This window comes from Bacterioplanoides sp. (genome assembly GCF_965226395.1).
Lineage (GTDB): Bacteria > Pseudomonadota > Gammaproteobacteria > Pseudomonadales > Oceanobacteraceae > Bacterioplanoides.
This window is the reverse complement of record NZ_OZ245358.1, coordinates 2,410,615-2,434,466: the sequence shown is the minus strand read 5'-3', so window position 1 is coordinate 2,434,466 and position 23,852 is coordinate 2,410,615. Positions and strand designations below refer to the sequence as shown.

Below are 23,852 nucleotides of genomic sequence, written 5' to 3'. Positions count from 1 at the left end.
TAGAATGCACCCCTTTTTTATTTGTACTCGTTATTACGTACCAAGAGTTTACCCATGGACTTAAGCCTGCACCTATCTGATATTGCCACCGCGGTTGCTGCTGCCTTAAAAGAGGACGTTGGTAGCGGTGATATTACCGCCCAACTGATTCCAGCTGCCAATCAGGCTCATGCTCGTATTATCTCGCGCGAGCGTGCCGTGGTTGCCGGTTCGGCCTGGGTAAACGAAGTGTTTAACCAGCTCGATCCGGGCGTTGAGGTAATCTGGCATGTTGCCGATGGTGACTGGGCAGAACCAGACCAGACTTTATTTGAGTTAAAAGGCAGCGCCCGTTCGTTATTAACCGGCGAACGCTGTGCCCTGAATTTCTTACAAAGCCTGTCGGGAACCGCCACCTTGTGTCGTGCTTATGCCGATATGGTTGCTGGCACAGAGGTAAAATTACTCGATACCCGTAAGACCATTCCGGGTCTGCGCATCGCCCAGAAATATGCTGTCAGCGTTGGCGGCTGCTACAACCACCGTATTGGCTTGTACGATGCCTTTTTGATTAAAGAAAACCACATCATGGCCTGTGGCGGCATTCAGCAAGCGGTGCAACAGGCGCAGCAGATCGCACCCGGTAAGCCAATTGAGGTGGAAGTGGAAACCACTGAACAGCTGGATCAGGCGATCGACGCCGGTGCCAACATCATTATGCTGGACAACTTCAGCCCGGCAGAGATGACAGCCGCGGTACAACACACCCGACAAAAGACCCAGGGTGCCGTTAAACTTGAAGCCTCAGGTGGGATTACCAACGAAACCCTGCGCGCCTACGCCGAAACCGGGGTGGACTTTATCTCTATTGGCGCCTTAACCAAAGACTGTAAAGCCGTTGATCTTTCAATGCGGCTGGTGTGAATAGCAACGACTTAGTGATAGTGACAAATTTTGTCACTATCTTCCCCCAGCGATCACAACAAAACTTGAGCTGAATCGCAAAACACTGAAAAACCCTATTTTAAAGGCTTGTCAGCGCCGTTTTAGCTTGGCACACTCTTCGCTACGTCATAAGTGGATGACTTGTTCAGACTCCCTTTTAAGGGAGCTGGCAATAACTAAAACAACTTCTCGTTAGAGAGTGGAGATATACAATGAAAAAACAACAAGGCTTTAGCTTAATTGAATTAATGATCGTTATTGCGATTATCGGTATTCTGGCATCTGTGGCTGTACCCCAGTATCAGGATTACACACTGCGTACTGACGCAACTAACTCTTTAGCTGCAGGCCGCCCTATGCAGTTAGCCGTAAGTGAATACGCTGCTCGCTTCTCTGCGTTACCAGAAGCTGCTTCAAACCCGACCCTTTTTGACTACACTGGAGCAAGTAGTACTGCTGCAGATTATGCTGCAGGTAACGTCGCGTCTGTTGCGTACATTCCATCAAGTGCAACTAAAGCTTTTGTGACTTTAACTTTAGACTCAGCTGCGAATGGCGTGCCTGCAGATATCGCGGGTGAAACTATTGTACTGATGGCAACCATGGCTTCTGCAAGCTCTGCTGTAACCTGGACTGCCGTACCTTCTACATCAGCTGAAGCTCAGAAGAGTTCTATTGACACTAAATATCTGCCTCGTCTGGACTAATAGCATCAGAGATTGAAAAAGCCAGCGTAAGCTGGCTTTTTTTTGGACTGGAGTAAATAGCCCCTCTCTGGTATGTTCTGAGAAAACACAAATGAGATTCAGGCCACTATAATGAGCGTTATATCCGGCTTACCTAAACGATTAGTTGAACAAAATCACATTAGCCGGGAACAGGCACTTCAAATTCTGGAAAGCGCCCAAAAAGACAAAGTCAGTTTTGTGACAGCGGCTGTTCAATCAGGTCAAATTAAAGCCCAACCTATTGCCCTTCTTGCCTCCGAAGAATTCGGCCTTCCACTGCTGGACTTATCAGCTTTTGACTTTGATCTTGCACCACAAGATCTAGTGAGCCAGGATCTTATAGAGAAACACCGAGTACTACCGATCTTTACTCGTGGAACCCGGTTATACATTGCACAAAGTGACCCTTCTGCCATCCTGGCAATTGATGAGATCAAGTTCAATACTGGCTTAAATATAGAGCCCGTTCTTGTTGAAGAAGATAAACTGTCTAACGCGGTCGATAAGTTCTTAGCGGCTAATGATAATACATTTGACGACTTTGATGATGAACTGGATGATGTTGACTTAGAAGACCCGGAAGCAGAAGCGAAAAAACGCGAGGCCGACCAAGAATCCACAGGTGATGATGCACCCATTGTAAAATTCATCAATAAAATGCTGTTGGATGCTATCAAGATGGGGTCCTCTGACCTGCATTTTGAACCCTATGAAAAACGCTATCGGGTGCGCTACCGCACTGATGGCGTCTTGCACGAAGTTGCCAGCCCTCCGGTGAATTTAGCGGGCAAAATTGCAGCACGCCTGAAAGTTATGTCAAAAATGGATATTTCTGAACGCCGCATCCCACAGGATGGCCGGATTAAAATGAAAATATCCAAAAATAAGGCCATCGACTTCCGCGTGAATACCCTTCCAACCTTGTTTGGCGAAAAAATTGTATTACGAATTCTTGACCCGTCTTCTGCCCAATTGGGTATTGATATGCTGGGCTACGAGCCTGAACAAAAAGCTCTGTATATGGAGGCCTTAGGCAAACCACAAGGCATGATTCTGGTTACCGGACCAACAGGCTCAGGGAAAACTGTTTCCTTGTATACCGGCTTAAATATCCTCAATGTCGAAGGCACCAATATTTCTACCGCTGAAGATCCGGTCGAGATTAATCTGGAAGGTATTAATCAGGTGAACGTTAATGCCAAAGTCGGCCTGGACTTCGCTTCAGCTTTACGCTCCTTCCTTCGACAGGATCCGGATGTGGTAATGGTCGGAGAGATCCGGGATCTGGAAACCGCCTCCATTGCGATCAAAGCAGCGCAAACCGGCCATATGGTGATGTCGACCTTACATACCAACAGTGCACCAGAAACACTGACTCGTTTGGCGAATATGGGGGTGCCTAACTTCAGTATTGCAACATCGGTCAGCCTGATTATTGCCCAACGTCTGGCTCGAAGACTATGCTCAAGTTGCAAGGAGCCTGCCGACCTGCCTCAAGAGGTTCTAAGAGAAGCTGGCTTTACTGATGAACTCCTGACAGAGGCAGAAATCTATAAACCGGTGGGCTGTGATAATTGCAAAGAAGGTTTTAAAGGCCGTGTTGGAATATATGAAGTAGTTAAAATTACGGACCCTATCTCTCGTATTATCATGGAAGGCGGTAATGCTATTGAAATTGCCGATGCTGCCAATAGAGAAGGTTTTAATGACTTACGCACCTCAGCACTAATGAAGGTTGCCCAAGGTATTACCAGTTTAGAAGAAGCCAACCGAGTAACTACAGATTAATTATTAAGCGCTTTTTGTGCTTAACCAGGAAAAATAACTATGGCAAAACCCGCAAAAAACAGCAGCTTTGTCTGGGAAGGGACCAACAAGCGCGGCCAGACCGTTAAAGGTGAGATGCCAAACCAAAACGCGGCCATGGTCAAAGTCCAACTGCGTAAACAAGGCGTAACTCCACTCAAAGTCAAAAAGAAAACTGAGCCGTTATTTGGTATTGGTGGAGAACGTAAAAAGCCGATTAAATCAGCCGACATCACTTTTTTTGTACGCCAGATGGCAACCATGATTAAGGCCGGTGTACCACTGGTTCAATCCTTTGAAATTGTGGCCGACGGTGTCGATAACGCGTCGATGAAAGCATTGATTTTTGAACTGAGAGATACCGTATCCGCCGGTAATGATTTTGCCTCCGCTCTAAAGCAACACCCAATGCATTTTGATGAACTAACTTGTAACTTGGTTGAAGCCGGTGAGCAAGCCGGTGCTCTGGAAACCATGCTAGATAAGGTGGCTATCTACAAAGAAAAAACAGAAGCCCTACGCAGTAAAATCAAAAAAGCCACTATGTACCCGACGATAACTCTTGCCATTGCTGCAATTGTTACAGTTATTTTATTGGTTAAAGTGGTTCCCACATTTGAAGCTATGTTCAATAACTTTGGCTCTGAATTGCCTGCGCCGACTCAGTTTGTCGTAGCACTTTCGGAATATGCACAAGCTTATTATTTGGAATTCTTAGGCTTAGTGATCATCGCTATCACCGGGTTCACACAGGCAAAAAAACGCTCTCCTGCGTTTCGTGAAAGCGTTGAGAGATTGACTTTGAAACTGCCACTTTTCGGTGAACTGACTCGCAAAAGTGCCGTTGCTCGTTATGCCCGAGTATTATCAACCACTTTTGCGGCAGGTGTACCTCTAGTGGAAGCATTACAATCAGTCGCAGGTGCAGTCGGTAATGTCGTTTATAAAGATGCAGTGTTAAAAATTCGCGATGAGGTAGCAACAGGCCAACAAATGCATTTCGCAATGAAAACTACAGGAGTTTTCCCCAATATGGTGATTCAAATGACCAGCATTGGTGAAGAGTCAGGTGCCTTAGATGCCATGCTGGACAAAGCCGCTAGCTATTTTGAGCAAGAGGTCGATGACATGGTAGATGGACTTACATCAATGATGGAGCCTATGATTATGGCCTTTTTAGGTGTTGTAATCGGCGGCCTTGTTGTTGCTATGTACCTGCCAATCTTCCAGATGGGTGATGTTGTCTAAATGAGTTTATTTGAAGTATTAGCAGCTGACTCTGGCACTCTTTTAGTTGCAGTTATTATCTTCTCACTATTAATTGGCAGCTTCCTCAATGTGGTCATCCTGCGTTATCCCGTAATGATGTTCCGTAGCTGGAAGCAAGAGTGCCAGGATTTCAGTGAAAATATGCCGACGCACCCGGCACTGGATGATTTATCCAAACCTTACAACCTGATCAAACCCGATTCACACTGCCCCAAATGCCAGGCTCCGGTACGTGCCTGGCAGAATATTCCGGTTATCAGTTATCTGCTGTTAAAAGGCCAATGTGCAGGTTGTGCTACCCGTATTGGTGTTCGCTATCCGGCTGTTGAATTAGTGACGGCTCTGATGAGTGCCATGCTGTTACTGGTATATCCCTGGGGGTGGCAACTGGCGGCCATGCTGATTTTCACCTGGCTGTTGATCAGCATGTCGGTGATCGATATTGACCATCAGATCCTGCCAGACCCAATGACATTAGGTCTGATGTGGATAGGGCTGATTCTGAATTCCTCGCTATTAACCCCACAAGGTTTATTCACTGATCTGGAGAGTGCTGTACTGGGAGCCGTATTAGGGTACGGTTCGTTGTGGTCCGTGTTCTGGATATTTAAGCTGGTGACAGGTAAAGATGGCATGGGCTTTGGCGACTTCAAGTTACTGGCCGCGCTTGGTGCCTGGCTGGGTTATACCTCTCTGCCGTTGATCATTCTGCTGTCATCCGTTGTTGGTGCCGTCGTTGGTATTGCCGGAATTATGATTATGGGTCGGGATAAAAATCTGCCTATTCCGTTTGGCCCTTATCTGGCGATGGCGGGCTGGATTGCAGCGCTATGGGGTGACGATATCACTCACTGGTATTTAAACTCAGTTCTTTGATCCGGACATACAGCTGTGAATAACACATTAATTGTTGGTTTAACCGGTGGCATTGGCAGTGGTAAAACCGCCGCCAGTGATTATCTGGCAAGCAAAGGCATCACGGTAGTCGATGCCGATGTGGTTGCCCGTGAAGTGGTTGAGCCGGGCCAGCCGGCGTTGCTTGCTATCGAGCAACGCTATGGCCCTGAAGTGCTGTTGACTGATGGCACACTAAACCGCAGCTGGTTGCGGGAAAAGGTATTTGCCCAAGTGGATGAACGCCACTGGCTGGAACAACAGACCCACCCGCGTATTCGTGAAGCCATTATTCAGCAACTTACTGCAGCAACATCGTCATATGCGCTGTTGGTCTCGCCCTTGTTGTTTGAAAGCGGGCAAGCTCAGTTAACCCAGCGCACCTTGTTGATTGATGTACCGGAACAGACACAAGTACAACGGGCGGCCAATCGCGATCAGAATAATGAGGAACAGATTCGCCGCATTATCGCCGCTCAAATGCCCCGGGAAGACAAACGTGCGCAGGCCGATGATATCGTCGATAATAGTCAGGATCTGAGCCACTTATACCATCAGTTAGATAAGCTGCATCAGCAGTACCTGAAACATTCAAATCAAAAGAAGTCATCATGAAAGTACAATGCCCAACCTGCCAGAAAGACGTTGAGTGGAAGCCGGATAGTAAATACCGGCCTTTCTGCAGCGAGCGTTGTAAGCTGATTGATTTAGGTGAATGGGCCAGTGAACGCCATGCTATTCCGGGTAAGCCAGCAGAAGAAGTACTGATGTCAGAACAGCTGAGTGAGTTTAAGCACTAAGCTGTTCTGTGATTTACATCCAGCATCTAACAATCAGCGTAACGAACGCAGCTCGGCAGTAATGGTTTCACACGAGCCATCACTAAAACACAGGGTCAGCGGTAATTGATCCGCCAGCGGTAAACTCAGTTTAAACAGCATCAAGTGTAAGCCACCCGGTTGCAGCGATACCTTCTCTCCTGCAGGCAAAGGCAACTCCATCACCTGACGCATACGCATCACGCCGTTGTCATGAAGGTGGGTGTGAATTTCAATCAGACCCGCCCACTCCGCTTCAGCACGAACCAGCACTTTATCTTCATCTGACGTATTGTTCAGTGTCATAAACGCGGCACTCATATAGCGCCCGGGAATCGGCTCGCGCACATAAGCACCATCAACCTGAACCCCAGACTCTGCAACAGCAAGAGTAGCCGAACAAAACGCCATAACGACCATAAACACGCGAAATAGCAGTACACGCAACAACATAGTTTAATTCTCCATATTAATGGCATCATTTTAAATCACTCGGGCATCATAACCAGTGACCAAATGCCGCACATAAAAAACACGGCTGAGGCTATTTATTACAGAGGCTGCCAATTCAACGCCTGCGACAGGTCATTGATTGGGCGACTGAAATAAAAGCCACTCAGGCCATCAACACCCATTTGCCTCAGCACATCAATATCATCCTGATCTTCCAACCCTTCACTCAGTACCAATAAGTCCAGATTATGAGCAATTTGCACCATCGACTGAATAAAAAACCGCTGATCCTGGGCCTGATGCAAACCACGATTAAAGCTGCCATCAATACGCACATACTCCAGTGGCAAACGCTGTAAATAGGCAAACGCCAGATTGCCGGCCCCCAATTTATCGACCCCCAGAGTCACGCCATAGTGCTTGGTCGTTGCAAACAGTGCCAGTAAAGCGGGTTCAATTGCCATGATGGCAAACTCCGGAAATTCAAGGCAGAGACAGCCTGCAACGTCCTGATAGTGCTGTAGCAATTCAGATAATGATGGCACAAACGTTTCGTCCATCAGTGAAGCGGGGGAAATATTCAGGCATAGACGTCGTTCTGAGAGCTCTGCTGAATTCTGGCGCAGAGCAATCAGTACTTTTTCGACAATACATAAATCGAACGGAGCAGCCATCCGGTGCTGCTCCACCATGGGCCAGAAACGCGCAGCGGACAAACTCTCGCCTTGCCAGTGAATACGGCTGAACACTTCCAGTTGTGTGACAGCTGAATCTTTTATAGAAACCACGGGTAAATATTGCAGCTGAATACTCTGTTCATCCAATACCTGCTGCAGCAAGGTATGCCATTCAGATGCTCCCCATTCCTGCGAAATGGACTGCACTGCTGCGTTATCTGAGTGGTTATAAAGCTGATAAAACGATTGCGGCTGACGCTGTGCCTGGCGTAAAGCGGCATCGGCTTTGATCAGTATTGGCTGAATCGGCTCTTTCTGGCCTTGCGAATACACAGCGCCGATATGAAATGTCAGTGCCTTATCAGATACAGTTTGTCGTGCTGATAGCAGCCCGGCAGCCAGTTCAGAAAAGAGCTGCTGTACATACTGTTGCGCCTGATTGTCGTCACTACAAGGCAGGTACATAGAAAAATCGGCGCCGGAACGGCGACCAATCAACACCGAAGGCTGGCGGGTATGCCATTGATTTAACGTCTCGGCCAGTTGTTGTAAGCGCTCATCACCTTCACGGCGGCCATGCTGCTGATTAAATTCTGCAAAACCGTGAAGTTGCAATAACAACAAGACACCACTGTGTTCTTCACCGCTTTCCAGGCGGTGACTCAGGCGCTGATCAAAACCATAACGGTTCAGTAAACCCGTCACCTCATCCTGAAAGGAAGCTTCACGCAATTGTTCAGCCATCGCCGACTGCTCGTCAAAAATAGTCCGCAGCTTACGTACCATTTTATTCATCGCCAACACCATGCGCTGCAGTTCGCGAGGTTTGGGGATATCTTCCTGCTCTTGCCAGTCCCGCTCACAAATGGCCAGTGCCTGCTGCTCTACTTTTCTGAGTGGGCGAAACAGCCAGTGCAACAACAGTTGTAATGCCACCAAACTGATCACCAGTACCCAGGCAAACCAAATCAGTTCGGCACGCACCATGGCCCATAAATCGCGGTAAGCAAAATCGCTGTGCGAAGTCACGGTAATGGTACCCAGGCGCTGCCAACCAGAAGTTACGTCAGCCTCTGCCACAATCAGCTCCAGATCCACCCACTGGCGAAACCACAGCGGAGTTTGTTGCTGTAATGCCTGACGCGCACGGCGGTGCAAGGGATCACCACCCACCCGGATCAGCTCAATCGATTCAAAAAAACCACGATCAAATAAGGCGTCTATTAAGCGGGATAACTGAACATCATCATTCCCTTCGACCTGAGACATAGCCAGCGCCAGTGATGTCGCCGCATCATAAGCCCGGCTGTTCAACTGCTGCTGAAAGTAATCACGGCCATTCATCACCGTTACCCACAGATTGCCAAGCCACAGCACCATCACCAGCAAACCCGTCAGCCATGAGAATTGTTGTTTGAGTGTCATCAGCTGGCTTCCTTATAAATCCAGTCCTAAGTCATTCATACGGATACGCAGATTAGTCCATAAATCGAGCTTATTCGGATTGCCCATACGAATGCCCTCCCCTTTCAAGCGCTCCAGCCACATACCTTCACCATTAAAGCTGTATACCGGAGATAAGTCGCGTCGCTGAGATGCCGGGTGAATACTGCTGACCAGATTATCCAACACATACGGCACAGCATCGGCCGTGGGAAAATAACTTAACACCATATGCGCCTGGTTATAGCGCAGCGCTTTAACATAGGTAATGCGTAACTTTTGAGTATCCACGCCCAACTGGCGCAACGAATAATATTTGGCAATCACATAGTCTTCGCAATCAGCACCATTGCTGCCCAGTGCTTCATAGGGGGTAGCCCAATAATCCACCTCGCCCCAGTGCTGGTCATCATTCACAAAGCGAATATTCTGATTGAAGAAGTCATTAACAATGCGCAGTTGTTCACCTTCTTCCTTATCGGCCGCCTGACGCATCATTTGTTGCCAGTCTTTGATACGGCTGGCCGCTTCCTTGCCATATTCCTGCCCGGCTTTGCCGATCAGTGCATCCGGCACCCAGCGCTGCCAATCCGCGATTAAGCCAACCGATAGCAGTAGTAAGACCCATAACAGCAGTGAGCGAGATGAAATAAAAGGCCGATGCAATGAGCTATTCCTGACAAATACAAGTGACACTTCGGGGTTAATAAATCGCATTAACTAATAAATATAGTTGCTCTGCATCACTCGGCACGACTTTATGTGCGCCGCCGAATGATTTCTCAGCCCTGTCGCCGGCAATTACTGCTACGCTTTTTGTAGTTATTAAGAAGTCACTACTAATAAGAAGTCCTTATGACAGATGCCATTCAGACCTCAACCTCATTAAACAAAGCCCAACAAATGCGTCAGCTGTTTGCGCATCGGGTGATCAATCAGGTTCGTCAGGTTATTGATTTATGGCGCCAGCTGCCCGAGACCCACTGGTCGGTGGTAGCGATGTCAGACTTTACCCTGGCCGTTGAGAAACTCGCGGCCTCAGCCAAACGCTTTGAAGCTGAAAAGCATCTGATGCTAGCGAATAACCTGCTGGCTATTGTGAAGCCAATTAGCCGGGGCACTCCTCCCGATAGTGATCATCTGGAACAACTTAATCGTCTGGTGCGCCAGCTGAGCGAGACAGCCTTACGCCACAGTGATGATCAGCAAGCCGAGCATTTAATTCCCAGCAAAAAACCCGTCTACATCGCCATTGAAGAAACAGACATTGCCTTAACCTTTGCCGAGCAGATGCAGTATTTTGGTATACGCAGCGAAGTTCAGAAAAGCGGCCAGGACTTTTTACAAGCCCTGCAACGTCGCCACCCATCGGCGCTGGTGCTGGATATTAACTTTGGTGGCCCGGGGCACGGCTTATCATTGGCAGCACAAATCCAGTCTGAGCGTGAGCAAAATTTGCCCATTCTCTTTATTTACCAGGAAGAACAGCCGGACATTGAACATCATCTCAGTGCCATGCGTAATGGCGGTATTGGCTTATACCGGGATGTTGAAATTCAGTCCGTCATCAGTGAACTGGAAGACTTACTCGATACCACACCGGAAGATCCTTTCCGCATATTAATTGTCGATGACTCCAAAGCTCAGGCGATGCACAGCGCTCGGGTACTGAACAAGGCCGGTATGGTGACCGAAGCCGTCAATGATCCCTTGCAGGTATTACATGCGTTATCCGCCAACAACCCGGATCTGATTCTGATGGATATGTACATGCCGGGCTGTAATGGTATGGAACTGGCTAAAGTGATTCGCCAGCAGCGCGAATACCTGAACCTGCCGATTATTTACCTCTCCGGCGAAGAAGATCGCCAACGCCAGTTAGATGCCATGGCCGAAGGCGGCGATGACTTTTTAACCAAACCGGTTGAACCTCGTCATTTGCTGTCGACCATCAGAACCCGGGTACATCGCGCCCGGCAATTACACCAGCTGATTGCCCGCGACAGCCTGACCGGCTTACTGAACCACACCCATATTCTCGAAGCCTTGCAAGATCAGCTGCAAAAAAACGACGATGCCAGCATCAGCTTTGTCATGATCGACATTGATCACTTTAAAAATATTAACGATCAGCACGGTCATCCGGTGGGTGATATCGTGATTAAAAACCTGGCGTTATTTCTGAAACAGAGCCTGCGTAAATCGGATCCTATCGGACGCTACGGCGGTGAAGAATTCGCGGTGGTCTTGCCCGGTGCTAACCAACAACAAGCCTGTATGGTTATGGAAAAATTACGCACCAACTTCGCCAACCTGATTCACGGCGGCAATAAATCCCTGCAGGTAACCTTCTCCTGCGGACTGGCCCAGTGGCAGGGAGAAAGTCTCAGTGATCTGGTGGAACGTGCCGATCAGGCGCTGTATCAGGCCAAACACAACGGTCGTAATCAGGTTTCTGCTGCCAGCTGACACACGCACTGCCGCTTTTTTGTGAAACACAGCGGCTTCCCGATATGCCCAGCTTTACGGCAATCCGTGTTTGCGGCAGAATTCCGCTTTGATTTTCATCCTACCTATATAGAGGGAGCACATGGCAAATATCCTGGTACTCCAAGGCCCCAATTTGAATCTGCTCGGAACCCGGGAACCAGACGTTTATGGCGCCACGACCCTGAACGATGTCGAGGCGGCTTTAACCGCTCAGGCACAGGCACTGGGGCATCAGCTGGATCATGTGCAAAGCAATGCCGAACACATTCTGATTGACCGGATTCATGCCGCCCGTGAAGACGGTACAGATTTTATTATTATCAATCCGGCAGCCTTTACTCATACCAGTGTGGCCATCCGCGACGCCTTAGCTGGCGTGGCGATTCCCTTTATTGAAATTCATATCTCCAATGTGCATGCGCGCGAAACCTTCCGCCATCATTCTTACTTATCCGATATTGCGGTGGGTGTGATTTGTGGTCTGGGCGTTCAGGGTTATAACCTGGCGCTGCAAGCCGCCCATGCACAGTTAGCAAACTCAGACAAATCATCATAAGGCCAACCATGTCCTGGATTCAGATTCGCGTCCACGCACAGCGAAATCAAGTTAACAGTGTTGAAGACACTCTGATGGCGAACGGAGCGCTGTCGGTCACGTTGCAGGATGATGCTGACCAGCCCATTCTCGAACCTGAGTTGGGCACGACTCCAATCTGGGACGAAACCCAGATCATTGGTTTATTTGATGCCAACCAGAACAGCGAAGTGCTGCTGGAAAACCTGCGTACCTTTTATCACAACGCCAGCGGCCAGGATTTACCCAACCACAAACTGGAAATTCTGGAAGACAAAGACTGGATCCGTGCCTGGATGGAAGACTACCACCCGATGCAATTTGGTGAGCGCCTATGGGTTTGTCCAAGCTGGCAGAAGCCACCTCAGCCTGATGCCGTTAACCTGATGCTCGACCCGGGTCTGGCCTTTGGTACCGGCACCCACCCGACCACCGACCTGTGTCTGCAGTTCCTGGATCAGGAAGTTCAGGGCGGTGAATTAGTGGTCGACTATGGCTGTGGCAGCGGCATCTTAGGGATTGCCGCCTTATTGCTGGGTTCCAAAGAGATGGTTGGTGTCGATATTGACCCTCAGGCACTCACGGCCACTCGCGACAATGCTGGTCGCAACAACATCAGCGATGACTTGTACGATGTCTTCCTGCCGGAAAAAACACCTCAGGTTGAAGGTGATATTATGGTGGCCAATATCCTGGCCGGACCACTGCAATCATTAGCACCAGACATTGCTCGACTGACCCGCAGTGGTGGTAAGCTGGCACTATCGGGCTTATTAGCCGAACAGGCGGAAGAAGTATCACAATGCTATAGCCAGTGGTTTGATATGCAGCCCGCCAAACAACTGGGTGATTGGGTACTATTAACCGGCACGAAGCGCTAGGTTCAGGGATCAGAACAAGGATACGAAGGAAACACCATGGCCACACACGTTACACGCTGCCCCCATTGCCGTACCACATTCCGGGTACGAGATGAGCACCTCAAAGTTGCTGATGGTGCAGTACGGTGTGGCTCCTGTTTGCAGGTATTCAAAGCGGCCAGTCATTTTGTCACAGAACAGGAACTGAGCTCGGCTTCTTCCAAACCCGAAACAGAATCCACTGCGGCACCGAAACCCGAGTCAGTAGCAAAAGCCCAGCCAGACGATGATGACGACTTTCTGATTCATGATGATATGGACGATGATGCCCTGATCAGTGATGACGGTTTAATTCATGATGATATGACACCTGCGGATTCTGATACCGACGATGACTCCGATACCTTTAATGATGATCCGATGGTCGATTTTGGGATCGTCAAACCCGAAAACCTGGATCGCCCGGCACCACGTAATGACCTGGAAATCGATGCCTCTATCTTTGATCTGAAAGACGCCAGTGCCACCGGCCTGGAGTTAGTCGACAGCGACGCTAACTCCCTTGAGTTTGGCTCTGGTAAGGACCCGGATGAAGCCTGGGCCGATGCCTTACTGGATGATGACGATGATATTTCTGTTGGCGGCATTGAACTGAGTGACAACGGTGATTTTAATCTGCAGGCAACCACCGACGACGATGAATTCAGCCAGTTTAAAGCCGGAGCAGAGCAGGATGATTTTCAGGGCTTTGCCGAGGATGACGACAACCTGCATTTGGGTGAAGATGATCTGCACAGCCAGGTAACTGAAATTAATGTACCAGCCGACCTCAATAATCTGCAGGACGATCCACTGCAGTTATCCGAAAGCAAAGGCGGTCGCTCGTTCCCCTGGGGCTGGTCGCTGTTATCAGTGATTATGGTGCTGGTTGCCGCCGCCCAGACCTTTTATTTTAACTTTGACCAATGGTCGCGTACTCCCCAGTGGCGGCCGTGGTACGCACAAGCCTGTACACAGCTGGCTTGTCAGTTGCCACAGATTCAGAATGTGCAACAAATGAGCACACAACATCTGGTAGTTCGCAGCCATCCACAGCTGCAGAGCGCGCTGGTGGTGGATACTCTGATTCAGAATCAGGCAACGTATCAGCAACCTTTCCCGGATCTGCAACTGGTGTTCAGTGATCTCAACAACGGTGTCGTTGCCAGTCGCCGCTTTAAGCCTGGCGAATATTTATCCGGAGAATTAGCGGGCCAGCAACAGATGCCGGTCAATACGCCCATTCATATTGCGCTGGAAATTGCCGACCCAGGCCCGGAAGCGGTCAGTTATGCCGTTCAGTTGATTGCGAATCAGTAGAAAGACCGACGGTTAACATTTTTTTGCGACATCCCCCGCATTTCCCCCTTTATTCATAAGGGGGTTATGAGTATCATACCGCGACTTTTTCGTCGCACACTTTTTGATCAGTTTTAATTAGTTAATCATGCCGTCAATTGGCCCTTATACGCTACCCAACCCAGTAATTCTGGCACCAATGGCGGGTGTTACCGACCGTCCGTTTCGCCAGCTGTGCCGTCAGCTGGGCGCTGGTCTGGTGGTGGGCGAAATGGTGGCCGCCAACCCTGAGACACGTCATACACGTAAATCTCGGCTCAGGCTGGATCATACCGGTGAGCCAGAGCCGATCGCGGTTCAGATTGTTGGCGGTGATCCACAGATCATGGCCGACAGCGCTATTTTTAACGTCAATAACGGCGCTCAGATCATCGACATCAATATGGGTTGCCCGGCGAAAAAAGTCTGTAATAAGGCTGCCGGTTCGGCGTTACTGAAAGATGAAGGTCTGGTGAAAGAGATCTTACAAGCCGTGGTGGAAGCGGTGGATGTGCCGGTCAGTCTGAAAATCCGCACCGGCTGGGCACCGGAGCATCGCAATGGCGTGACCATTGCTCAGATCGCACAAGATGCGGGCATTGTGTCCTTAGCCGTACATGGCCGTACACGGGCTTGCGGTTATAAAAACACCGTGGAATACAGCACCATCCGTGACATCAAAGCCAACATTGATTTACCGGTGTTTGCCAATGGCGATATCACCAGCGCTGAAAAAGCAGCCGAAGTAATGCAGTTTACCGGTGCTGATGGTGTGTTAATTGGCCGTGCCGCTCAGGGGAAGCCCTGGATTTTCCGTGAAGTCAGTCATTATCTGGCCACCGGAGAACATCTGCCAGCAGCAGAGTTAAACGAGATAGAACAGATTTTATTAACCCATTTGGATGCGCTGCATGAGTTTTATGGCGACTTCCTCGGGGTACGGATTGCCCGTAAGCATGTTGGTTGGTATTTGCAGCATCAAACCAGCAATACGGCATTCCGTAAGCAATTTAATGGCCTGGAAACGACATCAGAACAACGCCAGGCGATTGAAACATTTTTTAAGGAATTTGATAGAGAAGGACAAGCAGCATGAACACCGAAGCACTATTAAGGAAGGTTGAACCAGTGACCGACTCATCCGAGCAACAAAACAACTTATTAGCACCCTCTGAATCCTCGCAAACTCTGCGTGACAGTGTCGAAAAAGCACTGCAAAACTATTTTGATCACCTCGATGGTCAGCCAGTTGTGGATATCTACGACATGGTATTGTCTGAAGTAGAAGCCCCATTACTGGAAACCGTGATGAAATATACCCGCGATAACCAGACCAAAGCCTCGATAGTACTTGGCTTAAACCGCGGTACTCTGCGTAAGAAGTTAAAGCAGTACGGTATGCTGTAACCCTTTTAAAATTTCATAAGCGGCCTTGGCCGCTTTTTCTTTTTTAATAGCCTTAGAAAACCTGACTATATGAGCAACTTCATCCCTGCAAACGAAACCCCAGCGGATATTACTCCGGTTCGCCGTGCCCTGATCAGCGTCTCTGACAAAAGCGGCATCGTAGAATTTGCCCAGGCCCTGCATGCTGCGGGTGTGGAAATTCTGTCGACTGGTGGTACCTATAAACTGCTGTTAGATAACCAGATTCCAGCGGTAGAAGTATCTGATTACACCGGCTTCCCGGAAATGATGGATGGCCGTGTGAAAACTCTGCACCCGAAAATTCATGGTGGCGTTCTGGGCCGTCGCGGTCAGGATGATGAGGTAATGGGTGAACACGGCATCAACCCGATTGATCTGGTAGTAGTGAACCTGTACCCGTTTGCCGCTACTGTTGCGAAAGACGATTGTCACCTGCCGTTAGCGATTGAAAACATCGATATCGGCGGCCCAACCATGGTTCGCTCAGCAGCAAAGAACCATGCGTATGTTGGCATTGTGGTGAACACTTCCGATTACAGCAAAGTGCTGGAAGACCTGAACAACCACAACGGCCTGCAATACAAAACCCGTTTTAATCTGGCATTAAAAGCGTTCGAGCATACGTCCAGCTACGACGGCATGATTGCTAACTATCTGGGTACCATTGATCAGGATGCTGAGACGTTAAGCACGGATAACCGCAAAGACTTCCCACAAACGTACAACAGCCAGTTCATCAAAGCGCAAGATATGCGTTACGGCGAAAACCCGCATCAGAAAGCGGCGTTTTATGTTGAAGCAGAACCTGCCGAAGCCTCCATCGCTACCGCCAAGCAGCTGCAGGGCAAAGAGCTGTCGTACAACAATGTGGCTGATACCGATGCCGCACTGGAATGTGTGAAATCCTTCGTTAAACCGGCTTGTGTGATCGTGAAGCACGCCAACCCATGTGGTGTGGCCGTGGTACCGGAAGATGAAGGTGGTATCCGTAAGGCTTACGACCTGGCGTTTGAAACCGATACCGAGTCTGCGTTTGGTGGCATCATCGCCTTTAACCGTGAACTGGATGCCGAAACGGCCAGCGCGATTGTTGAGCGTCAGTTTGTTGAAGTGATCATTGCCCCAAAAGTCAGCGCGGCAGCGGTTGAGATTGTGGCGGCGAAGAAAAACGTTCGTCTGCTGGAATGTGGCGAATGGCCTACTGAGCGCCCACAAGCGTTCGATTACAAGCGTGTGAATGGCGGCCTGCTGGTTCAGGATCGTGACAATGGCATGATCAGCACTGACGACTTAAAAGTCGTCACCAAACGTGCGCCAACCGAAGCCGAGTTACATGACCTGATCTTCAGCTGGAAAGTGGCTAAGTTCGTTAAGTCTAACGCCATTGTCTACGGTAAAAACCGTCAGACTGTGGGCGTGGGCGCAGGCCAGATGAGCCGCGTAAACTCAGCACGTATTGCCGCGATTAAAGCCGAGCATGCGGGTTTACAGGTGGAAGGTGCAGTGATGGCATCGGATGCGTTCTTCCCGTTCCGTGATGGTATTGATAACGCCGCCAAAGCAGGCATTAAAGCGATTATCCAGCCGGGTGGCTCAATCCGTGATGACGAAGTGATTGCCGCTGCGGATGAAGCGGGCATTGCGATGGTGTTCACCGGTATGCGTCACTTCCGTCACTAATACTTTACGTTGTTTGAGCTTTTGGCAGCACAACTATTCTCACAACACGCCGCAAGTACGTCCTTGTAGGCTCTCGCGCAACATCCATGTTGCCCAAGGTTGCTCTGAATAGTTCTGATACCAAAAGCTCTGTAAATCTCAAAACCGAGTTGTTGAATTTCAGAATGGTGCAATAGAAATACTTAAGACGTCCTTGGGCCGCAGCGAAGCGGCGCGAGAGCATACATGGATGTACTTGCTGCGTGACGACGTAGTATTTGTATTGTGACATTCAACGATTTTAAAAATTACAGGAAAATGAAATGAAGGTTCTGGTAATTGGTTCAGGTGGCCGCGAACATGCATTAGCTTGGAAAGCATTGCAATCTCCACTGGTTGAAAAAGTATTCGTTGCACCCGGTAACGCCGGTACTGCCCGCGAAGACAACATGGAAAACGTCGCCATCGACGTGATGGCATTTGATGAACTGGAAGCGTTCGCCAAAGCCAATGACATTGGCCTGACCATCGTTGGCCCGGAAGCACCGTTAGTCGACGGTCTGGTGGATCAGTTTGCCGCAGCTGGCCTGAAAGCTTTTGGCCCAAGCAAAGGTGCAGCGCAACTGGAAGGCTCAAAAGCCTTCACTAAAGATTTCCTGGCACGTCAGAACATACCAACGGCCGATTACCAGAACTTCACCGAAGTGGAGCCAGCCCTGGCTTATCTGCAAGAAAAAGGTGCTCCAATTGTGGTTAAGGCCGACGGTCTGGCTGCGGGTAAAGGTGTGATTGTTGCCGAGACGCTGGAGCAAGCCGAAGAAGCCGTCAAAGACATGCTGTCGGGTAACGCGTTTGGTGATGCCGGTTGTCGTGTGGTAATCGAAGAATTCCTGACCGGTGAAGAAGCCTCTTTCATCGTGATGGTGGATGGCAAAAACATCCTGCCAATGGCCACCAGCCAAGATCACAAACGTGTCGGTGACGGCGATACTGGCCCGAACACAGGCGGTATGGGTGCTTATTCTCCTGCGCCTGTCGTAACGCCAGAAATCCACGACCGCATCATGGCCGAAGTGATTCGCCCAACCGTGGACGGTATGGCTGCAGAAGGCAACGATTACACTGGCTTCCTGTACGCAGGCCTGATGATCAATGAATCCGGCGCACCCAAAGTGATTGAGTACAACTGCCGCTTCGGTGACCCGGAAACTCAACCAATCATGATGCGTATGCAATCAGATATGGTGGCTCACTGCTTAGCAGCACTGGAAGGCAAACTGGATCAGGAAACCACGCAATGGGACCCTCGGGCATCCATGGGTGTGGTACTGGCAGCGGGCGGTTACCCGGCCAGCTACAACAAAGGCGATGCGATCAGCCTGCCAACCAATGATGGCGCTGACCGTAAAGTGTTCCATGCCGGTACAAAACTGGATGGCGATGATGTTGTTACCGCCGGTGGCCGTGTATTATGTGCCACAGCACTGGGGAACAGTGTCAGTGACGCTCAGCAGCAAGCGTATGAGCTGGCGACACAAATCGACTGGAAAGACGTCTTCTACCGTAAAGACATCGGCTACCGTGCGATTGCCCGCGAGCAGAAGTAAGCCTGCCGGAGCTATCCGCTAACTTCTGCATTTGAAGATAAGCAGCAAAGCGATGGCTCTGCTGCTTGTTTTGTTTTTTGATGATCGTTTTTGACTTGTTTGGGTCATGGAAATTTGGGGAGATTCATGGATGAAGCGGTATGCTTTCAACCACCTTGTATGCCACATCAGCAAGCGCTTTATTGAGTTATACAGATTACTACCAGCCAGACTAACAACGAGCAGCCTGTTGCTGGCACTGATCTTTCAGGCAACATTGACATCGGCATCCACCAACCCACTACTGATCCCTAATGAATCTTTTGACTTTGTTGTTACCCCTTACGTCTCGGTTTATGAAGACAGCAGCGCTGAGCTGACCATTACCGACCTGCTGAGCAGAGAACAGCCTCTGCGCTTCACGCCCAGCCACTCAGATAAACTCAAGTTTGGCATCACACAATCTGCGTATTGGCTGCATATCAGCATTACCAACTTGTCGGATAATACCCGGCTGGCAATTTTAAATTTAACCAACCCGACACTCAAAAGTGTTGACCTCTACAACATCAGTAACCGCAACCAACCCGAAGCCCATAACCGACGTTATCAGATGGGCGGGTATTTACAGGCCGATCCATTTTTACTGGAAGTGCCAGCGGCCACCACCGAGAGCTATTTAATCCGTATTCACTCCAATAACAATGTGAATACCAGCCTGAAGCTGTCCAGCCTGGATAGTTTTGTCTTCAACGAGCAATGGGACTTTATTGTTCAGGGTCTGACACTGGGGTTTATCATCGCCAGCCTGCTGTACTTTGTAACCGCCTATTATCAGCATGGCGTTTTGATGGCCGCCTTTGCCGCGTCTTATACCACCTGCCTGCTAATCTATCTGCCAACCTGGTCAGGCCTGGCGGATGTGTTGTTTGATGTGCCGCCACAACACCTAGATACGCTGGGTTATCTGTTTGCTAATTTGGGAGTGATGTCTTATATCGGCGTTATTTACGCATTAGGCTGGAATAACCCCGGGATTCGTCGTGCATTACTGGCTTCTATCGCAGCCTACTCGCTGATTGCTTTAGGGTTTGTTGCCACCGTCGATGTTGGCCTCAAATTAGTGCTGTCTAGCAGCTACTTGCTGATCAGCATTCTGATCTGTGCCTTATTGTTTTCAACCGCCAGTCAGCACCCCAAAGCACAACGCTGGATTGCTTATGGCACCCTGACGTACGGTCTGGTGTTACTGATGACCTTAATGACCGTCGCAAACTTCCTGGCGCTGGAGTTTATTGCCGAATGGGCCATGCTGCTACTGCCTGGTTTTTTAATCACAGGGCTGCTGTTGGCTGTTGCCAGCGCTTCCGGACGTCGCTCCCAACCCAATGTTGCGCCGGAGCAAAACCTCGCAATCAGCTCCAAAATGTTGTCACACATCAGTCATGAACTGCGCTCACCCATTAACGGTGTAATTGGTATGGGTGAGTTATTAGCCGACACACCACTGAGTAATAATCAGCGCGATTTTCTTGATACCGTCAGTCAGGCCGGACGCGATATGCTGCACGTGGTCAATCAGGTTTCGGACCTGGGTAAAGTACGCAGCAATCAGCTGGAGCTGGAATATCAACCCGTCGAAGTGTTAGGGCTGCTGAACCAAACTATCCAGCACTTTCAGCAGGAAGCGGTACGTAAACAGATTGAATTATTGGTGGATGTAGACGATCAGACCCCCCAGCGGGTACTGGCCGATAAAGTTCATCTGCAATCTCTGCTGCACACTCTCATCAATAAGCTGATGGCGTATACCGAACAGGGTGAACTGGCGTTGATCTGTAAAGCTTATCAAACCCCCAGTACCGGCGGATTATCTATTCAGTTACGGGTCACTGGTCACATTACCCGTCCGGAAGAGTTAAAGCAGACGCTGATGATTTTGCAACACCAGCAAAATCTGCTGCCCCGCAATTACGATAAACTCTGGGATATGCTGGTGTTACGCCATGTACTGAAGACCATGCGCGGCAATCTGGAGATCGAAAGCTTTGCCTTACACGGAGCGTCGCTGGCGCTTTACTTACCATTGGAAGCCGACCAGAGTACCGAACCACAACAACATGATGACAGCCTCATTGGCAAACGCATTCTGATTGTTGATGATAACGCCTCAGTGCGTAACGTGATTGATAAACAGGTAAAACGCTGGGGCATGCGCACTGACAGTACGTACAGCGGTAAAGAGGCACTAGCCATGATGCGCAATCAAGCGACCCTTAAAGAGCCGTTTGACTACATCATCATTGATCACGATATGCCATTAATGAACGGTTTGCAGCTCTCTGAGCGCATTACCAGTGATAAGGATATCCAACAGAAACCCGCCCGCCTGATGCTGACCGGTATGAGCATCAGTCATGTGCGGGAAGAAGCACTCGAAGCAGGCATCGAAACCTTATTATCGAAACCGGCAGACCCGGAACAGCTGCGTCAGGCGCTGCTGAGCTTGCGCTGACTGAGGAGTGAGGAGTGGCGTGCGCTAATCCGCCATCACCGCGCGCCCTTGTGCCCACTGACGCAAGCTACCCAGCTGCTCAGCCATGGTGACCGATAACGGCTGCGTGCGCTGTATTTCGGTCATCAGCATTTCGGTATTAATCACCTCGTGATCTCCCAGGCTGCGCACCGAATGCCAGGCTGATACCACCACCTGCTCCAGCTCTGCGCCGGAGAATCCGTCACTGATCTGGGCCAGCAGGGTCAGGTCAAAACGCTCGGTATCTAACCCACGTTTTTCCATATGTAAGCGCAGAATCGCTTCCCGCACTGCAACTCCGGGCAAGTCAACAAAGAATAATTCATCCAACCGACCTTTACGCATTAGCTCCGGCGGCAAGGCATGAATATTATTGGCAGTCGCTACCACAAACACCTGCTCCTGATGTTCCGCCATCCAGGTTAATAAGGTGCCTAACAGTCGCTGACTGACTCCGGCATCGTTACTGTCCTGACCCAGGCCTTTTTCAACCTCATCCATCCACACCACACACGGTGACATCGTTTCTGCCAGCTTCAGGGATTCACGCAGGTTACGCTCGGTCTCACCAAAAAACTTGTTATACAAAGCACCAAAGTCCAGCCGTAATAACGGAACACCCCACGAGCCAGCAACAGCTTTGGCCGCCAGGCTTTTACCACTGCCCTGCACGCCAAATAACATCATGCCCCTTGGTCGCATTGAATCACCCGACTGCAAAAAAGCACTGCGCCGTGCTTCCAGCCAGGTTTTCATATTTTCCAGGCCAGCCACATCACCAAAACGGGCAGTGTCGTATTCAAAACTCATCACCCCTTCCATATCCAGCAATGCCATTTTGGCTTTACTGACTTCCGGTACATCGTCCTGAGTTAACGCACCGTCATCAACGATGGCACCACGTACCAGACGCTGTGCATCAGAGAAGGTTAAACCCCGCAGGTTACTGACGATCTGCTGCAAAGTGGCAGAATCGGTTTTAACCTTACGACCACTGTGTTTGGCGTAACGCTGCGCCTCTTCTTTCACCAGAGATAACAGCTGACCTTCATCCGGGAGCTGTAAATCAAAGCGCATGGATAAGCGTTGTACTTCTGCCGGGGCGTCAATCCGGTGGCTGAGCAACACCAGCGTCTTCCCCAAACGCTCGTGCTGTAGCGCGATGTCTTTGATCAGGCGAACAGTGAGCGGATCTTCGAGATACGGGTGTAAATCACACAAGACAAACAAGCCGCCCTGATCCCGGGCCTTGATGCGTTTTAACGCATCCACAGGCTGAAACGTCTCGTCGCCGCTAACTTCTTCGCCAAAACCCAGCCGTCGCAGGCCATCGCTCACGGTCCACTGCTGTAATGCCAGACCACGTTTCACCGCGATCCGGGTCAACAACTCAAGAACACGGGCTTCTTCGTGGGATTCGATCAGTAACAAGGGGGTGTTGCGATCCAGCATCAGGCCTAAATCGTGTAAATCCTGCATGGTAGTTTCCATTTCCATATTGATGAGAACACTATATCAATATCTGAGCGAAGGTATCAGTCATGGCACATTTGCCTTAAAATTACCCTCTCACTTCCAGAAGAGACTGCTATGACTCGTCATTATTCGTTGTTCGATAAACTGATTCACAATGCCGACCAGGCTCTGCGCACCCTGATTCCCGGTGCCGCCAATGAGGAACGCCCTTCCCCGGCACAATCCCGTGATTACAGTGAACTCTCGGAAGACGATAAAAAGCACGCCGCCGGCTTAATGCGTATTAACCATACCGGTGAAGTCTGCGCCCAGGCCTTGTATCAGGGGCAGGCACTGACGGCCAAGCTGCCGCAAGTGCGGGAATCCATGGAAGAAGCCGCCCGTGAAGAAGTGGATCATCTGGTGTGGTGTGAACAGCGCATTAACGAGCTGGGCGGTCATACCAGTTATCTGAACCCGTTGTTTTACGGCTTATCTTTTGGCATTGGCGCCGCTGCTGGCAAGGTGAGTGATAAGGTCAGCCTGGGGTTTGTTGCAGCGACAGAACAGCAGGTTTGCAAACACCTGACCGAACACTTAAGCAGCCTGCCGACTCAGGATGACAAGAGCAAAGCGGTGTTATTACAGATGCTCGATGATGAAGCCAGACATGCGAGCGCCGCACTGGACGCCGGTGGTTATCAGTTCCCGCTGCCGGTTCGTTTAGCCATGTCGGGCATGGCTAAAGTGATGACCAAGTCCACCTACCGGGTTTAGTTTTTTCTGGACTGCACTTTTTATACGCTGCACTAAAGCAGTTCAGACCTTCAGATTCTAACGCCAGCTCTGAATAGACAGATTCAGAGTTAACCCGG

At 49.8% G+C, this 23,852-nt stretch carries 21 protein-coding genes; 17 read left to right on the top strand and 4 right to left on the bottom strand.

The features are described 5' to 3' along the window. Nucleotides 1–54: 54 nt before the first annotated feature. From nadC to yacG, 7 genes are all read left to right on the top strand, one after another. On the top strand, nucleotides 55–903 hold the full coding sequence (gene nadC / locus ACO05E_RS11295) for a carboxylating nicotinate-nucleotide diphosphorylase (RefSeq protein ID WP_419813038.1): 849 nt from the start codon (nucleotides 55–57) through the stop codon (nucleotides 901–903). Between the two features lie 233 nt (nucleotides 904–1,136). Beyond that, nucleotides 1,137–1,631, top strand: coding sequence for a pilin (locus ACO05E_RS11290; protein ID WP_419813037.1), 495 nt, complete (start codon nucleotides 1,137–1,139; stop codon nucleotides 1,629–1,631). A 111-nt stretch (nucleotides 1,632–1,742) separates the two neighbouring features. Next, a complete protein-coding gene (gene pilB, locus ACO05E_RS11285; protein ID WP_419813036.1) occupies nucleotides 1,743–3,440 on the top strand; it encodes a type IV-A pilus assembly ATPase PilB in 1,698 nt (565 codons plus the stop codon). 39 nt (nucleotides 3,441–3,479) lie between these two features. Next, nucleotides 3,480–4,706 carry a type II secretion system F family protein gene (locus tag ACO05E_RS11280; RefSeq protein WP_419813035.1) on the top strand — a complete coding sequence of 409 codons (1,227 nt, stop codon included), beginning with the start codon at nucleotides 3,480–3,482 and terminating at the stop codon, nucleotides 4,704–4,706. Beyond that, on the top strand, nucleotides 4,707–5,603 hold the full coding sequence (locus tag ACO05E_RS11275; protein WP_419813034.1) for a prepilin peptidase: 897 nt from the start codon (nucleotides 4,707–4,709) through the stop codon (nucleotides 5,601–5,603). It abuts the gene before it with no gap. Between the two features lie 15 nt (nucleotides 5,604–5,618). Then, nucleotides 5,619–6,236: a dephospho-CoA kinase gene (gene coaE, locus ACO05E_RS11270; protein ID WP_419813033.1), complete on the top strand. Its 618-nt coding sequence runs from the start codon at nucleotides 5,619–5,621 to the stop codon at nucleotides 6,234–6,236. Beyond that, nucleotides 6,233–6,421, top strand: a complete 189-nt coding sequence (gene yacG / locus ACO05E_RS11265; protein ID WP_419813032.1) for a DNA gyrase inhibitor YacG — start codon at nucleotides 6,233–6,235, stop codon at nucleotides 6,419–6,421. Before coaE ends, yacG begins: the two co-directional genes overlap by 4 nt. A 33-nt stretch (nucleotides 6,422–6,454) precedes the next feature. Here the strand turns inward: yacG and ACO05E_RS11260 are convergent, their stop codons facing one another. The 3 genes from ACO05E_RS11260 to ACO05E_RS11250 form a co-directional block, all read right to left on the bottom strand. After that, the gene (locus tag ACO05E_RS11260; RefSeq protein WP_419813031.1) at nucleotides 6,455–6,892 is read right to left on the bottom strand and encodes a copper chaperone PCu(A)C; all 438 of its coding nucleotides are present in this window, start codon (nucleotides 6,890–6,892) and stop codon (nucleotides 6,455–6,457) included. A 98-nt stretch (nucleotides 6,893–6,990) separates the two neighbouring features. Further along, nucleotides 6,991–8,994, bottom strand: a complete 2,004-nt coding sequence (locus ACO05E_RS11255) for an EAL domain-containing protein (protein WP_419813030.1) — start codon at nucleotides 8,992–8,994, stop codon at nucleotides 6,991–6,993. A 12-nt stretch (nucleotides 8,995–9,006) separates the two neighbouring features. Beyond that, nucleotides 9,007–9,678, bottom strand: a complete 672-nt coding sequence (locus ACO05E_RS11250; protein ID WP_419813029.1) for a transglutaminase-like cysteine peptidase — start codon at nucleotides 9,676–9,678, stop codon at nucleotides 9,007–9,009. A 189-nt stretch (nucleotides 9,679–9,867) separates the two neighbouring features. On the opposite strand from ACO05E_RS11250, the gene ACO05E_RS11245 reads away from it, so the two are divergent. The 9 genes from ACO05E_RS11245 to ACO05E_RS11205 all read left to right on the top strand — a co-directional run bounded on the left by ACO05E_RS11245 (nucleotide 9,868) and on the right by ACO05E_RS11205 (nucleotide 21,501). Then, nucleotides 9,868–11,481 carry a diguanylate cyclase gene (locus ACO05E_RS11245; protein WP_419813028.1) on the top strand — a complete coding sequence of 538 codons (1,614 nt, stop codon included), beginning with the start codon at nucleotides 9,868–9,870 and terminating at the stop codon, nucleotides 11,479–11,481. A 121-nt stretch (nucleotides 11,482–11,602) separates the two neighbouring features. After that, complete coding sequence (gene aroQ, locus ACO05E_RS11240; RefSeq protein WP_419813027.1) at nucleotides 11,603–12,058, top strand: type II 3-dehydroquinate dehydratase; 456 nt, start codon at nucleotides 11,603–11,605, stop codon at nucleotides 12,056–12,058. 8 nt (nucleotides 12,059–12,066) lie between these two features. After that, nucleotides 12,067–12,957, top strand: coding sequence for a 50S ribosomal protein L11 methyltransferase (gene prmA / locus ACO05E_RS11235; RefSeq protein WP_419813026.1), 891 nt, complete (start codon nucleotides 12,067–12,069; stop codon nucleotides 12,955–12,957). A 36-nt stretch (nucleotides 12,958–12,993) separates the two neighbouring features. Continuing rightward, entirely contained in the window at nucleotides 12,994–14,295 is a 1,302-nt protein-coding gene (locus ACO05E_RS11230) for a DUF3426 domain-containing protein (protein WP_419813025.1), read from the top strand. A gap of 127 nt (nucleotides 14,296–14,422) precedes the next feature. After that, on the top strand, nucleotides 14,423–15,409 hold the full coding sequence (dusB, locus tag ACO05E_RS11225) for a tRNA dihydrouridine synthase DusB (protein WP_419813024.1): 987 nt from the start codon (nucleotides 14,423–14,425) through the stop codon (nucleotides 15,407–15,409). Then, a complete protein-coding gene (gene fis / locus ACO05E_RS11220) occupies nucleotides 15,406–15,720 on the top strand; it encodes a DNA-binding transcriptional regulator Fis (RefSeq protein WP_419813023.1) in 315 nt (104 codons plus the stop codon). The genes dusB and fis overlap by 4 nt, the downstream gene beginning before the upstream one ends. 69 nt (nucleotides 15,721–15,789) lie before the next feature. Next, complete coding sequence (gene purH / locus ACO05E_RS11215; RefSeq protein WP_419813022.1) at nucleotides 15,790–17,421, top strand: bifunctional phosphoribosylaminoimidazolecarboxamide formyltransferase/IMP cyclohydrolase; 1,632 nt, start codon at nucleotides 15,790–15,792, stop codon at nucleotides 17,419–17,421. Nucleotides 17,422–17,723: 302 nt separating this feature from the next. Further along, entirely contained in the window at nucleotides 17,724–19,007 is a 1,284-nt protein-coding gene (gene purD / locus ACO05E_RS11210) for a phosphoribosylamine--glycine ligase (RefSeq protein WP_419813021.1), read from the top strand. Between the two features lie 229 nt (nucleotides 19,008–19,236). Beyond that, complete coding sequence (locus ACO05E_RS11205) at nucleotides 19,237–21,501, top strand: 7TM-DISM domain-containing protein (protein WP_419813020.1); 2,265 nt, start codon at nucleotides 19,237–19,239, stop codon at nucleotides 21,499–21,501. A gap of 24 nt (nucleotides 21,502–21,525) precedes the next feature. On the opposite strand, the gene ACO05E_RS11200 is transcribed toward ACO05E_RS11205, so the two are convergent. Then, nucleotides 21,526–23,001 carry an AAA family ATPase gene (locus ACO05E_RS11200; protein WP_419813019.1) on the bottom strand — a complete coding sequence of 492 codons (1,476 nt, stop codon included), beginning with the start codon at nucleotides 22,999–23,001 and terminating at the stop codon, nucleotides 21,526–21,528. A 111-nt stretch (nucleotides 23,002–23,112) separates the two neighbouring features. Between ACO05E_RS11200 and coq7 the strand changes: the two genes are divergently transcribed. Next, a complete protein-coding gene (gene coq7, locus ACO05E_RS11195) occupies nucleotides 23,113–23,754 on the top strand; it encodes a 2-polyprenyl-3-methyl-6-methoxy-1,4-benzoquinone monooxygenase (protein ID WP_419813018.1) in 642 nt (213 codons plus the stop codon). The last annotated feature ends 98 nt before the right edge of the window (nucleotides 23,755–23,852 follow it).

Excerpts from the sequence above, each read along its gene's own strand:
- nadC (WP_419813038.1), top strand. The coding sequence starts at position 55 with ATGGACTTAAGCCTGCACCTATCTGATATTGCCACCGCGGTTGCTGCT.
- ACO05E_RS11290 (WP_419813037.1), top strand. The coding sequence starts at position 1,137 with ATGAAAAAACAACAAGGCTTTAGCTTAATTGAATTAATGATCGTTATT.
- pilB (WP_419813036.1), top strand. The coding sequence starts at position 1,743 with ATGAGCGTTATATCCGGCTTACCTAAACGATTAGTTGAACAAAATCAC.
- ACO05E_RS11280 (WP_419813035.1), top strand. The coding sequence starts at position 3,480 with ATGGCAAAACCCGCAAAAAACAGCAGCTTTGTCTGGGAAGGGACCAAC.
- ACO05E_RS11275 (WP_419813034.1), top strand. The coding sequence starts at position 4,707 with ATGAGTTTATTTGAAGTATTAGCAGCTGACTCTGGCACTCTTTTAGTT.
- yacG (WP_419813032.1), top strand. The coding sequence starts at position 6,233 with ATGAAAGTACAATGCCCAACCTGCCAGAAAGACGTTGAGTGGAAGCCG.
- ACO05E_RS11260 (WP_419813031.1), bottom strand. The coding sequence starts at position 6,892 with ATGTTGTTGCGTGTACTGCTATTTCGCGTGTTTATGGTCGTTATGGCG.
- ACO05E_RS11255 (WP_419813030.1), bottom strand. The coding sequence starts at position 8,994 with ATGACACTCAAACAACAATTCTCATGGCTGACGGGTTTGCTGGTGATG.
- ACO05E_RS11245 (WP_419813028.1), top strand. The coding sequence starts at position 9,868 with ATGACAGATGCCATTCAGACCTCAACCTCATTAAACAAAGCCCAACAA.
- aroQ (WP_419813027.1), top strand. The coding sequence starts at position 11,603 with ATGGCAAATATCCTGGTACTCCAAGGCCCCAATTTGAATCTGCTCGGA.
- prmA (WP_419813026.1), top strand. The coding sequence starts at position 12,067 with ATGTCCTGGATTCAGATTCGCGTCCACGCACAGCGAAATCAAGTTAAC.
- ACO05E_RS11230 (WP_419813025.1), top strand. The coding sequence starts at position 12,994 with ATGGCCACACACGTTACACGCTGCCCCCATTGCCGTACCACATTCCGG.
- dusB (WP_419813024.1), top strand. The coding sequence starts at position 14,423 with ATGCCGTCAATTGGCCCTTATACGCTACCCAACCCAGTAATTCTGGCA.
- fis (WP_419813023.1), top strand. The coding sequence starts at position 15,406 with ATGAACACCGAAGCACTATTAAGGAAGGTTGAACCAGTGACCGACTCA.
- purH (WP_419813022.1), top strand. The coding sequence starts at position 15,790 with ATGAGCAACTTCATCCCTGCAAACGAAACCCCAGCGGATATTACTCCG.
- purD (WP_419813021.1), top strand. The coding sequence starts at position 17,724 with ATGAAGGTTCTGGTAATTGGTTCAGGTGGCCGCGAACATGCATTAGCT.
- ACO05E_RS11200 (WP_419813019.1), bottom strand. The coding sequence starts at position 23,001 with ATGCAGGATTTACACGATTTAGGCCTGATGCTGGATCGCAACACCCCC.
- coq7 (WP_419813018.1), top strand. The coding sequence starts at position 23,113 with ATGACTCGTCATTATTCGTTGTTCGATAAACTGATTCACAATGCCGAC.